General features: G+C 67.3%; 14 protein-coding genes and 1 tRNA gene. 10 read left to right on the top strand and 5 right to left on the bottom strand.

All coding sequences use genetic code 11. From position 1 onward, the window contains the following. Positions 1–142: 142 nt before the first annotated feature. A complete protein-coding gene (locus tag FPH17_RS11620) occupies positions 143–1,075 on the bottom strand; it encodes a 1,4-dihydroxy-2-naphthoyl-CoA synthase (protein WP_154880741.1) in 933 nt (310 codons plus the stop codon). Between the two features lie 60 nt (positions 1,076–1,135). Here FPH17_RS11620 and FPH17_RS11615 point away from each other — a divergent pair, with 60 nt between their 5' ends. The 7 genes from FPH17_RS11615 (at position 1,136) to FPH17_RS11585 (ending at position 8,513) form a co-directional block, all read left to right on the top strand. Beyond that, complete coding sequence (locus FPH17_RS11615) at positions 1,136–2,125, top strand: o-succinylbenzoate synthase (protein WP_238397047.1); 990 nt, start codon at positions 1,136–1,138, stop codon at positions 2,123–2,125. A gap of 144 nt (positions 2,126–2,269) precedes the next feature. After that, positions 2,270–3,850 carry an SLC13 family permease gene (locus tag FPH17_RS11610; protein WP_095553344.1) on the top strand — a complete coding sequence of 527 codons (1,581 nt, stop codon included), beginning with the start codon at positions 2,270–2,272 and terminating at the stop codon, positions 3,848–3,850. Positions 3,851–3,888: 38 nt separating this feature from the next. Continuing rightward, on the top strand, positions 3,889–4,446 hold the full coding sequence (locus FPH17_RS11605) for a hypothetical protein (protein ID WP_154880739.1): 558 nt from the start codon (positions 3,889–3,891) through the stop codon (positions 4,444–4,446). A gap of 21 nt (positions 4,447–4,467) precedes the next feature. Beyond that, the gene (gene menD, locus FPH17_RS11600) at positions 4,468–6,096 is read left to right on the top strand and encodes a 2-succinyl-5-enolpyruvyl-6-hydroxy-3-cyclohexene-1-carboxylic-acid synthase (RefSeq protein WP_154880737.1); all 1,629 of its coding nucleotides are present in this window, start codon (positions 4,468–4,470) and stop codon (positions 6,094–6,096) included. Next, positions 6,096–6,512: a DUF3592 domain-containing protein gene (locus FPH17_RS11595; RefSeq protein WP_414437245.1), complete on the top strand. Its 417-nt coding sequence runs from the start codon at positions 6,096–6,098 to the stop codon at positions 6,510–6,512. Before menD ends, FPH17_RS11595 begins: the two co-directional genes overlap by 1 nt. A 63-nt stretch (positions 6,513–6,575) precedes the next feature. Continuing rightward, positions 6,576–7,775 carry a glycosyltransferase family 4 protein gene (locus tag FPH17_RS11590; protein ID WP_154880733.1) on the top strand — a complete coding sequence of 400 codons (1,200 nt, stop codon included), beginning with the start codon at positions 6,576–6,578 and terminating at the stop codon, positions 7,773–7,775. Positions 7,776–7,796: 21 nt separating this feature from the next. Then, on the top strand, positions 7,797–8,513 hold the full coding sequence (locus tag FPH17_RS11585; protein ID WP_154880731.1) for a metal-dependent transcriptional regulator: 717 nt from the start codon (positions 7,797–7,799) through the stop codon (positions 8,511–8,513). On the opposite strand, the gene FPH17_RS11580 is transcribed toward FPH17_RS11585, so the two are convergent. From FPH17_RS11580 to FPH17_RS11570, 3 genes are read right to left on the bottom strand one after another with little or no spacing between them, the layout of a single operon-like run. Continuing rightward, complete coding sequence (locus tag FPH17_RS11580; protein ID WP_154880729.1) at positions 8,419–9,288, bottom strand: metal ABC transporter permease; 870 nt, start codon at positions 9,286–9,288, stop codon at positions 8,419–8,421. The two genes, FPH17_RS11585 and FPH17_RS11580, sit on opposite strands and share 95 nt — an antisense overlap. Continuing rightward, positions 9,285–10,025 (bottom strand): metal ABC transporter ATP-binding protein, encoded by a 741-nt coding sequence (locus FPH17_RS11575; RefSeq protein WP_095547663.1) that lies wholly within the window; start codon positions 10,023–10,025, stop codon positions 9,285–9,287. The genes FPH17_RS11580 and FPH17_RS11575 overlap by 4 nt, the downstream gene beginning before the upstream one ends. Then, positions 10,022–10,930 (bottom strand): metal ABC transporter substrate-binding protein, encoded by a 909-nt coding sequence (locus FPH17_RS11570; protein WP_154880727.1) that lies wholly within the window; start codon positions 10,928–10,930, stop codon positions 10,022–10,024. The genes FPH17_RS11575 and FPH17_RS11570 overlap by 4 nt, the downstream gene beginning before the upstream one ends. A gap of 123 nt (positions 10,931–11,053) precedes the next feature. Here FPH17_RS11570 and FPH17_RS11565 point away from each other — a divergent pair, with 123 nt between their 5' ends. After that, positions 11,054–11,743: a demethylmenaquinone methyltransferase gene (locus FPH17_RS11565; protein WP_144717751.1), complete on the top strand. Its 690-nt coding sequence runs from the start codon at positions 11,054–11,056 to the stop codon at positions 11,741–11,743. A gap of 13 nt (positions 11,744–11,756) precedes the next feature. Here FPH17_RS11565 and FPH17_RS11560 read toward each other — a convergent pair whose 3' ends face one another. Further along, entirely contained in the window at positions 11,757–12,977 is a 1,221-nt protein-coding gene (locus FPH17_RS11560) for a geranylgeranyl reductase family protein (protein WP_414437246.1), read from the bottom strand. A gap of 158 nt (positions 12,978–13,135) precedes the next feature. Here FPH17_RS11560 and FPH17_RS11555 point away from each other — a divergent pair, with 158 nt between their 5' ends. Further along, a complete protein-coding gene (locus FPH17_RS11555; RefSeq protein ID WP_154880723.1) occupies positions 13,136–14,152 on the top strand; it encodes a polyprenyl synthetase family protein in 1,017 nt (338 codons plus the stop codon). Between the two features lie 80 nt (positions 14,153–14,232). Then, positions 14,233–14,314: transfer RNA gene (locus tag FPH17_RS11550), tRNA-Tyr, on the top strand. Positions 14,315–14,384: the final 70 nt, after the last annotated feature.

The raw sequence follows: 14,384 nt of genomic DNA, 5'->3' as shown, positions 1-14,384 counted from the left end.
GGCAGATCCCGCTCGGCGTGACTCGGCTGGATGACGAGAAGGGGGCGACGAACTCGTTGATTTTTCTCCGCGTCCTCGTCATCCTCCTCTCGTCATCTGGGGCGGCAGCGCCGTCTAGCCAGCAACGAGCACCAAAGCGCCCCTAGTAGTAAAACGGGAACTCGTCCCAACGCGGCGGGCGCTTCTCCAGGAAGGAGTCGCGGCCCTCGACGGCCTCGTCGGTCATGTACGCCAGGCGAGTCGCCTCGCCGGCGAAGACCTGCTGTCCCATGAGCCCGTCGTCGGTAAGGTTGAACGCGAACTTCAGCATGCGCTGCGCGGTGGGCGACTTGCCGTTGATCTCGCGGGCGGCCTGGATCGCTTCCTCCTCCAAGTCGGCGTGCGAAGCCACGATGTTCACCGCGCCCATGCGCTGCATCTCTTCGGCCGAATAGGTCCGGCCCAAAAAGAAGATCTCGCGGGCGAACTTCTGCCCCACCATCTTGGCCAAATACGCAGACCCGTAGCCGGCGTCGAAGGAGCCGACGTCGGCATCCGTCTGTTTGAAGCGCGCCTCCTCGCGCGAGGCGATGGTCAGGTCGCAGACCACGTGCAGCGAGTGCCCGCCGCCGGCAGCCCAACCGTTGACCACGGCGATGACCACCTTCGGCATCGTGCGGATCAGGCGCTGCACCTCCAGGATGTGCAGGCGCCCGCCCTCTGCCTTCACTCGCGCGGTGTCGACGGTCTCGGCCGTATCGCCGCCGGCGTACTGGTATCCGGAGCGGCCGCGGATGCGCTGGTCGCCGCCCGAGCAGAACGCCCAGCCGCCGTCCTTTTCGGAGGGGCCGTTGCCGGTGAGCAGCACCACACCGACGTCAGGTGAGCGCCGCGCGTGGTCGAGTGCTTGGTAGAGCTCGTCAACCGTGTGGGGACGGAACGCGTTGCGCACTTCCGGGCGGTCAAACGCGATGCGCACGATTCCGTCGGCGCGGGACTCGCCGACGTGGCGGTGGTAGGTGATGTCGGTGAAGTCGAAGCCCTCGACGCTGCGCCACTGGGTGGGGTCGAACGGCTGGGAGGTGGAGTAACTCATGGGACTGCATCCTACCTACCTGCGCGTGAGCCCCCGCAGGCAAATTACAGTAGCAAGAACATGACGATGTACGGAAGGGAAAACAGTTTGCTGCCCACCGCCGACGAGATCCTGCAGCGCGCGCACGTCGTGACGCTGCCCATGGCCGTGCGATTCCGCGGTATCACCACCCGCGAGGCCCTGCTCATTGACGGGCCCGCTGGCTGGGGCGAGTTCGCGCCCTTCCTCGAGTACGGGCCGGAGGAGTCCGCAGCGTGGCTGCGCGCCGGGATCGAAGCCGCCTTCGAGGGCCTCCCCGCAGCTGAGGGCGAGGTCGAGGTCAACGGCACCGTTCCCGCCGTGCCCGCCGACCAGGTCGAGCGCGTGCTCGACCGTTACCCGGAGGGGATCAACACGTTCAAGGTCAAGGTCGCGGAGAAGGGGCAGTCGCTTGCCGACGACACCGCCCGCCTCGCCCGCGTCCACACCCTCCGCCCCGACGCGCGCCTGCGCGTGGACGCCAACCGGGCCTGGACCGTCGACGAGGCCTGCGAAGCGATCGACGCGCTCGAGCGCGTGGCCGAGCTCGAGTACGTGGAGCAGCCCTGCGCCACCGCCGAGGAGCTCGCGGAGGTGCGCCGCCGCGTCGCCTCTCCGATCGCCGCGGACGAGTCGATCCGCAAGGCGAGCGACCCCTACCGCGTCGCCGAGCTGGGCGCGGCGGACGTCGCCGTGTGCAAGGTCGCCCCGCTGGGCGGGGTGCGCCCGCTGGTGCGGATCTCGCGCGAGCTGGGCCTGGGCGTGACCGTGGCCAGCGCGCTGGACACCGCGGTGGGCATGGACGCCGGGCTGGTCGCCGCGCAGCTCACGGGCTCACGCGCGGCGGGCCTGGCCACCCAAAACCTGTTCGCGGAGGACGTGGCGGCGCCGCGCGAGATTGTCTGCGGCCGCCTCCGTATCAGCCGCACCGTGCCCGACCCGGAGCGGCTCCACGGCCTGCGTGCGGGCGGCGAACGCGAAAACTGGTGGTTCCAACGCGTGCGCGACTGCCTCCCCTACATACGGGGGTAGTGCGCCCGGGAGTGCCCTACGGAATGCCAAAGGAATGTCCGGTTTTTCACCCGGTGCACTAAACTTTTTTACAGGTGATTGTGAAAAAGAATACCAATCATGCTGTGGAAACAGTACTGAACACGTTGGAAAGTAGGTGGGGCAATGTCTACCCCCGTTGTGCATGACTCATCCGCGCTGTCGGATGGCGATCTCGCCAAAGCCCCAGAACCAGGCGAGTGGCGCCGCCAGCTGATCGGCCTGATCCTCGGCGTCGCACTCGCGGCGCTCATCTGGTTCATCTTCCCCGCAAGCGCCCCGGACACGGTGTCGCAATCCGCGGGCGCGAAGCCGGACGTGGAGTACACCGCGCAGGCGATGCGCGTCGTCGCCGCCACCACGGTGCTCATGGCGGTGTGGTGGATGACGGAGGCCATCCCGTTGGCCGCGACCGCGCTGCTGCCCATCGCCATCTTCCCGGTGATGGGGGTGGCCGAGTTTTCCAAGGTGTCCTCCCCGTACGCCTCCGCCACCATCTTCCTGTTCATGGGCGGCTTCCTCATGGCGCTGGGCCTGCAGCGCTGGAACCTGCACCGGCGCCTCGCGCTCGTGGTGGTCAAGCTGGTGGGGACGAGCCCGAAGCGCATCATCCTGGGCTTCATGATCGCCACGGGCTTCATGTCCATGTGGGTTTCCAACACCGCGACCGCCGTGGTCATGTTGCCCATCGGCACCTCCGTGCTCATGCTCACCGCGGACACCGTGGGCGGCATGCAGAACCAGAAGAAGTTCGGGACCGCGCTGATGCTGGCGATCGCGTACTCGGCGTCGATAGGCTCACTCGGCACGCTCATCGGCACCCCGCCGAACGCGCTGCTGCAGGGCTACATGAAGGAGGCACACGGCATCACCATCGGCTTCGGTCAGTGGATGCTGGTTGGCATGCCGGTGGCCATCGCGTTCACCTTCATCGCTTGGTGGGTGCTCATCACCGTGTTCAAGCCGGAGATTGACCACATTCCGGGCGGCAAGGAGCTCATCGAGGCGGAGATCCGCAAGCTCGGTCCGTGGACCTTCCCGCAGATTGCCGCGGGCATCATCTTCCTCCTCGCGGCGCTGGCCTGGATCTTCATCCCGCTGGGCATCAAGCAGTTCGGCTGGGACTTCCCGTACGATGATGCCATCGTGGGCATCATCGCCGGCCTGCTCATGTTCATCATCCCGGGCAAGAAAAACGGCAAGCGCCTGCTTGACTGGGAGACGGCGAACGAGATGCCGTGGGACGTCCTCCTCCTCTTCGGCGGCGGACTGTCGCTCTCCGCCATGTTCACCGCCACGGGCCTGTCGCTCTGGATCGGCGAGGCCGCCAAGGGCCTGGCCGTCCTGCCGGTCTTCCTGCTCATCTTCGCCATCGCCGCCCTCGTGCTCGGTCTGACGGAGCTGACCTCCAACACCGCAACAGCAGCGACGTTCCTGCCCATCATGGGCGGTGTGGCAGTGGGCATCGGGCTTACCGACGCCAGCGAGATGAACGTCCTCCTCCTCGCCATCCCCGTGGCGCTGTCCGCCACCTGCGCGTTCATGCTCCCGGTGGCCACCCCGCCAAACGCCATCGCGTACTCCTCGGGCTACGTCACCATGGGCGAGATGATCAAGGGCGGCATCTGGCTCAACGCGATCGCGCTGGTCCTTATCGCCCTGGCCACTTACTTCCTCGCCGTCCCCGTGTTCGGGTTGGTGCTCTAGATACCGCCCTGCTGTCACTGGCGCGTTAGGCTATCCGCATGGATAACCAGACGCGCCAGTTTGGCGTTCCGGAGGAACCACCGCACCGTCCCCGCCCCAAGCAGTACTTCCCCGACCCTGCTGAACAGGAACGCCCGCGCTACGAGCAACCCCGTTACGAGCAGCCGCAGTACACCCAGCCGGCGCCGCCGGAGCCCGAGCCGCGCTACTACGAGGAGCCGGAGGAGCGCTCCAACACACTCGCCATGGTGCTGGGCGTGCTGCTCGCCATCGCGCTGGCGGCGGGCGTGGTGTTCTTCCTCCTGTGGCGCGCCGCGTCCGCCGAGGCCTCGAAGCCGCCGGTGACCGTGACCAATACCCAGACCGAGACCGTCACGTCGACGGAGACGACCACGAAGCGCCCGTCGCTGTTCGGCGACCGCGACAGGGATTCCCGTGAGCCGGAGCCGACAGCGCAGACAGCGCCGACGGAGTCCGAGCTGCCCGACCTCCCGGAGGCGCCCGACGTGCAGGTCCCCGACGAGGTGCGCACCGGTGCAGAGGACCTCCTGGACGAGCTGCGCCGCGGCGCGGACGACATTCTTCAGAACCAGTAGCCACCGCTAGACTGGGCACTCATGGAAACGCTCCCTGAATCGCTTGCCGTTGCCCGCGTGATTGCCCAGCGCCTGGCTGACAACGTCACCGACGTGGTCATGAGCCCGGGTTCGCGCAATTCGCCCCTGGCCTACGCGCTCATGGCCCGCAGGGACCTCCGCGTGCACATGCGTATCGACGAGCGCTCGGCCGCCTTCACCGCGCTCGGCCTCGCGCGCGTGCAGCGCCGGCACGTGGGCGTCGTCATGACCTCGGGCACCGCGGTGGCGAACGCGCTGCCCGCGATGGTGGAGGCGCACATGTCGCACACCCCGCTGGCCGTCGTGAGTGCGGACCGCCCGGCCCGGCTGGTGGGCACGGGGGCATCGCAAACCATTTGGCAAGACGGCATCTTCGGCCGCTACGCCGCCACCCAGCAGGTGGCCACGGAGGCGGACGCCGCCGCCGTGTCCTTCGCGGCGGACCAGGTCCACATCAACGTCGCCCTGGACACCCCGCTCGTGCCCGACACGCTCCCGGCGCCGGAGGGCGAGCCGCGCCGGGTCGGCCCGGGCCGCCTGAGCACGCCGCCGACCTGGGTGGACCACGGCGCCGTGGACGTGGACCTGACCCGCAACACCCTCGTCATCGCGGGCGACGAGGCCTGGGACGTCCCCGGCCTCGAGCACGTGCCCACCATCGCGGAGCCGACCGCGCCCGCCCCCTTCCACCAGGTGCACCCGCTGGCGGCGCGCTTCTTTGCCAAGAGCGAGGTCGCCATCTCTCACGACGGCGGCGACTTCTCCGCGGAAACCAAGCCGGACCAGCTCATCGTGGAGGGGCACCCCACCCTGCACCGCGACGTCATGGCGCTCATGGCGGACCCGGACATCGAGGTCATCGGCATCTCGCGCACCGACACGTTCACCGGCCACCCGGACCGGCGCGGCTCCCGCGTCAACGCCACCGGACAGTCCACGGACGCCTGGATCAAGATCTGCGAGGCCGCAGGCGAGGTCGGCGCCCAGACTGTGCGCGACGCACTCACTGAGGACGAGTTCGGGCTGACCGGCATGCACGTCGCCGCCGCCGTGTGCGACACCCTCGGCGTGGGCGACACGCTCGTCGTCGGCTCCTCCAACCCGGTTCGCGACGTGAGCATGGTGGGCATGCCGTTCGACGGCGTGACCACCATCTCCGCGCGCGGGGCCGCGGGTATCGACGGCACCGTCTCCCAGGCCGTCGGCGTGGCCCTGGCGACGCAGGCCCTGCACCCCGACGAGATCAGGGCCCCGCGCACCGTCGCCCTCATGGGCGACCTAACATTCCTGCACGACGTAAACGGCCTGCTCATCGGCCCAGACGAGCCGCGCCCCGGGAACCTCACCATCGTGGTGGCCAACGACGACGGCGGCGGGATCTTCCACACGCTCGAGGCCGGGGCGGAGAGCGTGGAGCGCGACTTTGAGCGGGTGTTCGGGACGGGGCATCACGTGGGCGTCGAAAAGCTTGCCCAGGCATATGGCGCCGACTACGAGCACGCCGGCAGCCTGCAGGAACTCCTGCAGACCCTGATCCGGCTCGAGGCGGAGCCGAACCCGATCACCGTGGTGGAGGTCGACACGACGCGGGCGACCCGGCGGGCACTGGCGCAGAGGCTCGCCCGGTGATCAACTGGCGGCGGCGCGGGCAGCAGGCGCTGCTGGCGCTCTACCTGGCCGCGCTGCTGGGGGCGGTGGCGATGGTCGGGGGAGCGGCGATGAACGACGCCCGCATCATGGCCGACCCCGGACGCGGCATGGCCACGGTGACCGGGGTGAGCGCGGTGCGCACCTCCGTGGAATACCAAGACGAGGAGGGGCGGCACTTCTCGCCCCCGAGCGGGCTGCTCTACCCCTCCGGGCTGGGGGAGGGGCAGCAGGTCTGGGTGACCTACGCCAAGAACAACCCGGATCTGGTGAAAGTTGAGGGCCGCGGGTGGGGGCTCTCGCTCATCCCCGCGGGCTCGGTGGCGCTCGTGGCCACCGGTGTGTTCGCGCTGGCGTGGACGTGGGTGCGTCGATCAGCGCCCAAACGTTCACGTTGAGTTAGAACAAAGTTTGATCACTCGTAGAGTCTCGTTTGCATGCATATGGGAAGGTTCGAAAGTATGCGAGTCGGAATTGTCGCGGAATCATTCCTCCCGAACATCAACGGAGTCACCAACTCGGTGCTCCGCGTCCTGGAGTACCTGAAGGCGGAGGGCCACGAGGCGCTCGTCGTCGCGCCCGGTGCTCGCGACTTCCAGGAAGAGGTCGCGGACTACCTGGGCTTTCCCATCGTGCGCGTGCCCACGATGCGCGTGCCGCTGGTGGATTCGCTGCCCATCGGCGTGCCCACCACCACCGTGACCGCGGCGCTGGCGGAGTTCGAGCCGGACATCATCCATCTGGCCAGCCCGTTCGTGCTCGGCGGCGCGGGCGTGTTCTCCGCGATGCAGCTCGGCGTGCCGGCTGTGGGCCTGTACCAGACCGACGTGGCCGGCTTTGCCACCAAATACCAGCTCTCCGCCGTGGCCGCGCTGGCCTGGGACTGGACCCGCAACATCCACAACCGCTGCCAGCTCAACCTCGCCCCGTCATCGGAGGCGATCCGGGAGCTGGAGTCGCACGGCATCAAGAACGTGAAGCGCTGGGGTCGCGGCGTGAACGCGGAGCTGTTCAACCCGTCGAAGCGCTCCGACATGCTGCGCTACCAGTGGGATCCCACCGGCACGAAGAAGGTCGTCGGCTTTGTCGGCCGACTGGCCAGCGAGAAGAGCGTGTGCCGCCTGGCCGTGCTCGAGCAGGACCCGGACATCCAACTCGTGATCGTGGGCGACGGCCCGGAGCGCGACGCGCTCCAGGAGCTCATGCCCTCCGCTGTGTTTACCGGCGCGCTGTCCGGCGAGCAGCTCGCGCGCGCCTACGCGTCGCTGGACCTGTTCGTGCACACCGGCGAGTTCGAGACCTTCTGCCAGGCCATCCAGGAGGCGCAGGCCTCCGGCGTACCCACCATTGGCCCGAAGGCTGGTGGCCCCATCGACCTGATCCAGGATGGGGAAAACGGCCTGCTGCTGGAGGTAGCAACCTTCAGCGAGGAGCTTCCTGACGCGGCGCGCTATCTGCTTGACGACGCCCGCTTGGCCGAACTCAAACGCAACGCGCGAGCCTCGGTGGCGGATAAAACCTGGGATGCGCTGTGCGAGCAGCTGATGGGCTACTACGAGGAAGCACGCAAGGGCTACCGCAACAACGTGGTCAGTCTCTTCGGGCGCGACATCACCCTGCCACGGTGGGCGGGGAGGCGTCGCAAGTCGCGCGGGGCTTAAAGCCGGGTAGACTGGCCCACTATGTCAGTCTCGGACCTGTCTGCAAGCACCCAGGATTACCTCAAGGCGATCTGGGAGCTTGAAGAGTGGTCGGACCAGCCCGCTTCCACCTCGATGATCGCGAAGGCGCTGGGCGTGAAGCAGTCGACGGTGTCCGACACCGTGCGCAAACTGGCTGACCAAAAGCTCGTCTCGCACAAACGCTACGGCTCCGTGCAGCTGACGGAGCAGGGGAGGGCATACGCAGTGCAGATGGTGCGCCGCCACCGGCTGATCGAGACTTTCCTGGTGCAAGTACTCGACTATTCCTGGGACGAGGTTCACGATGAAGCCGAACAGCTCGAGCACGCCGTCTCCGACCTTTTAGTGGAGCGGGTGGCGGCGCTGCTGCACCACCCGACGCGCGACCCCCACGGCGACCCGATCCCCGCCGCCGATGGCTCGATACACGCCCCCGACGCAGTCACCCTGAGCACGGTGGAACCGGGCAGCGACGTAGTCATCGAGCGAATTTCCGACGAAGACCCGGAGCTGCTGCGCTTCCTGCACGCCCACGGACTGAACGTCGGCTCGCACCTCCACGTGGCCGAGGGCGCGCCCTTTTCCGGGGCAGTGGAAGTGCAAAACGCGGCCGACGGCGTGACTATCCCGCTGGGGCGTGCTGCGACTGACGCGGTGTACGTGAGCGCGCCCCGGGATACACAAGTCCCCGGGGGCCAAAAAGGTACACGAGCGTAAACACGCACGCCTGCGCGAGCACCATCATCGCTCCCGTGGCGGTGTCCAGGTAGTAGCTACAGTACAGGCCAATGACCGCGCAGGCCGCGGCCATGGCGGGGGCGATGAGCAGCATCGTGCCAAAGGAGTCGGTGAGCAGGTACGCCGTCGCGCCGGGAATAATCAGCATGGCAACAACCAGGATCACCCCCACGACCTGCAGCGCTACCACAGTCGTCAGTGCGAGCAGGGCGAGCAACCCGGCACCGATCGCGCGCGGGCTGAGCCCGATCGCGTGCGCGTGGATGGGGTCGAAGGCGTAGAGCGTCAGATCCCGCCGCTTGATGAGCAGCGCGCCAAACACGAGCACGGCAAGACCGATTACTTGCAGCATCTCCGCGCGGGACACGCCCAAAAGGTTGCCAAAGATGATGTGGTTTAGATCCGTGTGCGAGGGCGTGACCGAGATGAGCACCAGCCCGAAGGAGAAGAGCGAGGTAAACACGATGCCGATCGCGGCGTCCTCTTTGACCCGCGAGGTGTTGCGCACCAGGCCGATCAAGGCGACCGCGAGGAAGCCGAAGAGTACGGCGCCCACGGCGAAAGGCGCGCCGATGATGTAGGAGAGCACCACGCCTGGCAGGACCGCGTGGGAGACCGCATCGCCCATCAGCGACCAGCCCACCAGCACGAGCCAGCAGGACAGCATCGCGCAGACGATGGAAGCAGTCAGCGCGGTGGCCAGCGCCCGGCTCATGAAGCCGTAGGTGAGTGGGTCTAGTAGCAGCGAAATCATGCGCTCGCCTCCGTCTTGGTAGGGGTCATGCCGAAGGCGCGTGCGAGGTTCTCCGGCCGCAGCACATCCTCGGTTGGGGCGTGCATGAGCACGCGCTTTTGCAACAGGACGGATTCGTCCGCGAGCGCGGGTAGCGCGGCGAAGTCGTGCGTGGAGACGAACAGTGTGGCACCGTCGGCGACGAGTTCGCGCAGCAGTGCGGTGATCGTCGCTTCGGATTGCTTGTCGACGCCCGCGAACGGCTCGTCGAGAAGCATAATGCTCGCGCCCTGCGCAATGCCGCGGGCGACGAAGGCGCGTTTCTTCTGTCCTCCTGAAAGCTGGCCGATCTGGCGGTCGGCGAAGCGGGTCAGGTGCGTGCGCTCGAGGGCCTCATCGACGGCGGCCTCGTCGCGGCGGCGCGGGCGACGCGTCAACCTCATGTGGCCGTAGCGTCCGGTCATGACGACCTCGCGCACGGTGATCGGGAACTGCCAATCCACCTCTTCGCTTTGCGGGACGTAAGCGACTACCTGGGCCTTGCGTGCGGCGGCGAGGTGCGTGCCGTTAATGGTCACCGTGCCCGTGGCAGGTTTGACCAGCCCCATGATCGCCTTGAACAGGGTGGATTTGCCAGAGCCATTCATGCCGACGAGCCCGCAGGCTCGGCCCGGGGCGATGGCGACGCTGGCCTCGCGCAGGGCCTCGACGTCGCCGTAGCGTACGGTCACGCCTTCGACGCTGATCGCGGGTGTCATGATGCCTGCCCCGTAAGGCCCTCGATGATGGCGGAAGAGTCGTGCTTGATCAGGTCCAGGTAGGTGGGCACGGGGCCGTCCTCGGGTGAAAGGGAGTCAACGTAGAGGGTGTCGCCGAGCTGGGAACCCGTGGCGTCGACAACCTGCTGCATGGCCGCGTTGGAGACAGTCGACTCGCAGAAGACGGCGGGCACCTCGTTGTGCTTGACAAACTCGATGGTGCGGGCGATCTGCTGCGGGGTCGCCTCGTTTTCTGCGTTGACCGGCCAGATGTACTGCTCCTGCAGCCCGGCGTCGCGGGCGAGGTAGGAAAACGCGCCCTCGCAGGTCACCAGCGCGCGCTGCTGCTCGGGGAGCGCCGAAAGTTCGCGCGTCATCTCGTCCTGGATTTCCTGCAGCTGCGCCTTGTAGCTCGCCCCGTTTTCCGCGTACTGCTCGGCGTGCTCCGGGTCGAGCTCACTGAAGGCGTCGACGATGTTGTCCACGTAGGTCTGCACATTTTTAGGGCTCATCCAGGCGTGCGGGTTGGGTTTGCCGGCGTAGGCGTCCTCGGTGATGTCGATCGGGTCGATGCCTTCGGAAACGACCGTGTGCGGCACATCGGTCTCTTCCACGAACTGGGCGAACCAGTTTTCCAGGTTGAGACCGTTATCCAGGATGAGATCCGCCTCTGAGGCCTTGGCGATGTCACCCGGGGTGGGCTCGTACCCGTGGATCTCGGCACCAGGTTTGGTGATGGATTCCACCTGCAGGTGTTCGCCGGCGACGTTGGCGGCGATGTCTTGGATGACGGTGAAAGTGGTCAAAACGACCGGTTCATCGCCGGAGGAGGGGGTGTTTGCGCAGCTTGCCGTGCCGCAGGCGAGGAGGAGGGTGGCGCAGACGCCGAGTGCCCGTCGGATCATGGTGTGCCTTTCTCTTTCGATGTGTCTTGGTGGATAGAAGTTTAAACTTCGATATAGCGAAGTTACAAGAGGGGCTCCGGCGAATACCCACTGAAGTGGGGTGGAGCCGTACAATGCATTCCTATGGCCAAGGCAGATCTGGAGAAAAAGCCCTTCGACGTCGCCGGCATGTTTGACGGCGTGGGCGAAAAATACGACCTCACCAACACCATCCTGTCTTTTGGGCTGGATAAGTACTGGCGGCGTCGTACGCGCAAGCGCCTCCAGCTCAAACCGGGGGAGACGGTGCTTGACCTCGCCGCCGGCACCGCGGTTTCTACCGTGGAGCTGGCCAAGTCGGGTGCCTGGGTGGTGGCCTGTGACTTCTCCCAAGGCATGCTCGCCGCGGGCCGCGATCGCGACGTGCCCAAGGCGGTGGGCGATGCGATGCACCTGCCTTTTGCCGACGCCACCTTCGACGCCGTCACCATCTCCTACGGCCTGCGCAACGTCTACGACTTCGAAGCAGGCTTGCGCGAGATGGCGCGCGTGACCAAGCCAGGCGGGCGCCTTGTAGTCAACGAATTTTCCACCCCTGTCGTGCCCGGTTTCCGTACCTTCTACAAGGAGTACCTACCGGTCGCGCTGCCGCTTTTGGCCAAGGTCTTTTCCTCCAATGCGGAGGCCTACGAGTACCTGGCAGAGTCCATCCGCGCCTGGCCGGATCAGGAGGCACTTGCCGCAGCGATCAACCGTAATGGCTGGCAGGACGCAGGCTGGCAGGATTTAAGCGCGGGAATTGTGGCGCTGCACAGCGCGACGAAGCCTGCCTAGCCCCGCACACGCGTTAGCGTGGGTCCCACAGCGCCTCACCACGCGGGGCGAGTCGCCCGGCCGCGCGCCACGCCCGGGCCAAAAGATCCGTGTCCTCCTCGGTGACCAGGTTGCCCATCAGCCGCGCCGCCGCCGGCATGAGGTAGCGCCCGCCCAATCCGCGCAGCGCGAGCGGGCCCGCGGCGGGAAGGAACTGCGGGTAGGTCAGCAGGCGCGCCGCGGTGCGCGCGAGCGCGAACGCGTCGCCGTAGGCGCGGCGCAGCGCGTACGGCCACGCAAGGGTGAGGTCCTTGCCCTCGCCGAGGAGCTCCACGGCCATCACGGCAGTTTCCATGCCGTAATCAATGCCCTCGCCGTTGAGCGGGTTGACGCAGGCTGCGGCGTCGCCAATCAGCGCCCAGTTCGGGCCCGCCACGTTGGACACTGCGCCTCCCATCGGCAGCAGCGCCGAGGTCACGTGTTGCGGCTCGCCCAGGTCCCAGGCGTCGCGCTGTTGGCGGGCGTAGTGCGCGAGCAGCTTCTTCGTGTTCACCTTCGCCGGGCGCGCCTGGGTGGACAGGGCGCCGCAGCCGAGGTTCACGGTGCCGTCGCCAAGCGGGAAGATCCAGCCGTAGCCGGGCTGGATCTCGCCCGCGTCGTCGCGCAGCTCTACGTGCGAGTGCATCCAGGGCTCGGTGCTCAGCGACGTCGTGCAGTAGGACCTCGCGGCTATCCCGTACACCTGGTCCTTGTGCCAGATCCGCCCGAGCGACTTGCCAAAGGGGGAGCGTACCCCGTCGGCAACGATGACCCAGCGGGTGCGCACCGGGCCACGGTCCGTGTGGACGGCGGTGATGGAGTCGTGGGCGTCGAAGTCCGCCCCGGTCGCCGCGCAGCCGTGCCAGACGGTGGCTCCGGAGGTGGCGGCCTGGTCGGCCAGGGTGGCGTCGAAAAGCGAGCGGGGGCTCGCGGAGCCTTGCGTGCCGTAGCGGCCGGTGGGCCAGGGTGCGGTGACGCTGCCGCCGTAGCCGTGGAGCTTAAGGCCGCGGTTGCGGTAGGCGGGGAGTGCTGATTCGAGGCCGAGTGTGCGCAGCGTGTGGACGGCGCGCGGGGTGAGGCCGTCGCCGCAGGTTTTGTCGCGGCGGTGCGGTTGGGCGTCGAGAAGCAGGGTGCTCAGGCCCGCGCGCTGGGCGGCGATCGCCGCAATCGAGCCGGAGGGGCCAGCGCCAACAACAACGCAATCAACAACATCCATCACGGACAACATTGTGCCAGAGGCGTTGACAGCCCCCGCTGGTACACCCGGTGGCCAGCTTGCACTACGGTTGAGTGCGATAATTGTGCGCCGCAAAGCGCTGCCCGGGAACCGGGTGGCGCCGCGGCCGTCTCGCCCAACCTGCAAGGATGGTACCGATGGCCAACATCAACCACCCGTCGCCGCGCCATGGATACGACATGGACCTCGGCGACGACGCCCTGAACGCCCGCATTGCGCAGGGGATGGGCGAGGTTGAACGCGTGCTGCTCGAGCGGCTCTCGCAGGGCGAGGAGTTCATCACGGACAAGGTCACGCACCTGGCCGTGGCCGGGGGCAAGCGCTTCCGCCCGCTGATGGCGCTGTTGTGCAGCGAGTTCGGGCCCGACACCGCGTCGGAGAACGTGGTGAAGTCCGCCGTCATTACAGAGATGGTCCACCTGGCCACCCTCTACCACGACGACGTGATGGATGAGGCGGAGCGGCGCCGCGGCGTCGACTCGGCCAACTCGCGCTGGGACAACACCGTGGCCATCCTGGCCGGCGACGTACTGTTCGCCCACGCGTCGCGCATCATGAGCGAGATCGACACCGCCACGGTCGCGCACTTCGCCGACACCTTCCAGGAACTGGTTACGGGGCAGATGCTGGAGTCGCTCGGCGCGCGCGGCGGCGACCCGGTCGAGCATTACATGAAGGTGATCGAGGGCAAGACGGGCGTGCTCATCGCGTCCGCCGCGTACCTGGGCGCCACCCACGCCGGCGCGAGCCAGGAAGTGGTGGCGAGCTGCCAGCGCCTCGGCGCCGCCGTCGGCATGGTTTTCCAGATCGTCGACGACATCATCGACATCTTCTCCGACCCCGCGCAGTCCGGCAAGACCCCCGGCACGGACCTTCGCGAGGGCGTGTTCACCCTCCCGGTCCTCTACGCCATGCAGGAGGACTCGGAGGCGGGCCGCGAGCTGCGCGCAATGCTCACCGGCCCGCTGCAGACGGATGAGGAGGTGCAGCGGGCGCTCCAGTTGATCGGCCAGACCAACGGGCGGGAGCGAGCGCTTGACGACGTCAACGCCTACCTCGCCGCCGTCAACCGCGAACTCGAGACGCTCCCGGCCGGGCCCGCCAGCGACGCGCTGCGCCAGCTGTCCCGCTACACCGTCGACCGCGTAGGATAGCGCCTTTCACCCCGATGACCAGCCGATTTGCAAAGGGCTGGCGGTAGTGTTGTAAAGTATTCAACGCACTTAAGGTGCACGCCAGGTTGCCCGAGCGGCCAAAGGGAGCGGACTGTAAATCCGCCGGCATTGCCTTCAGAAGTTCGAATCTTCTACCTGGCACACTCACCCACCACCACGTACGCGAGTACGAGGCGGTGGGTTTTCTCGTGCGTGGGGGCGGGGCTTGGGC

It is taken from the genome of Corynebacterium gottingense, from assembly GCF_007559235.1.
GTDB classification, from domain to species: Bacteria; Actinomycetota; Actinomycetes; order Mycobacteriales; family Mycobacteriaceae; genus Corynebacterium; species Corynebacterium gottingense.
This window is presented reverse-complemented; position numbering and strand designations above follow the sequence as displayed.

Bases quoted from the DNA above. Each gene is read 5' to 3' on its own strand.
- FPH17_RS11565 (WP_144717751.1), top strand. From the start codon at position 11,054: ATGGCCAAGGCAGATCTGGAGAAAAAGCCCTTCGACGTCGCCGGCATG.
- FPH17_RS11620 (WP_154880741.1), bottom strand. From the start codon at position 1,075: ATGAGTTACTCCACCTCCCAGCCGTTCGACCCCACCCAGTGGCGCAGC.
- FPH17_RS11610 (WP_095553344.1), top strand. From the start codon at position 2,270: ATGTCTACCCCCGTTGTGCATGACTCATCCGCGCTGTCGGATGGCGAT.
- FPH17_RS11555 (WP_154880723.1), top strand. From the start codon at position 13,136: ATGGCCAACATCAACCACCCGTCGCCGCGCCATGGATACGACATGGAC.
- FPH17_RS11575 (WP_095547663.1), bottom strand. From the start codon at position 10,025: ATGACACCCGCGATCAGCGTCGAAGGCGTGACCGTACGCTACGGCGAC.
- FPH17_RS11570 (WP_154880727.1), bottom strand. From the start codon at position 10,930: ATGATCCGACGGGCACTCGGCGTCTGCGCCACCCTCCTCCTCGCCTGC.
- FPH17_RS11585 (WP_154880731.1), top strand. From the start codon at position 7,797: ATGTCAGTCTCGGACCTGTCTGCAAGCACCCAGGATTACCTCAAGGCG.
- FPH17_RS11590 (WP_154880733.1), top strand. From the start codon at position 6,576: ATGCGAGTCGGAATTGTCGCGGAATCATTCCTCCCGAACATCAACGGA.
- FPH17_RS11560 (WP_414437246.1), bottom strand. From the start codon at position 12,977: ATGGATGTTGTTGATTGCGTTGTTGTTGGCGCTGGCCCCTCCGGCTCG.
- FPH17_RS11615 (WP_238397047.1), top strand. From the start codon at position 1,136: ATGACGATGTACGGAAGGGAAAACAGTTTGCTGCCCACCGCCGACGAG.
- menD (WP_154880737.1), top strand. From the start codon at position 4,468: ATGGAAACGCTCCCTGAATCGCTTGCCGTTGCCCGCGTGATTGCCCAG.
- FPH17_RS11580 (WP_154880729.1), bottom strand. From the start codon at position 9,288: ATGATTTCGCTGCTACTAGACCCACTCACCTACGGCTTCATGAGCCGG.
- FPH17_RS11605 (WP_154880739.1), top strand. From the start codon at position 3,889: ATGGATAACCAGACGCGCCAGTTTGGCGTTCCGGAGGAACCACCGCAC.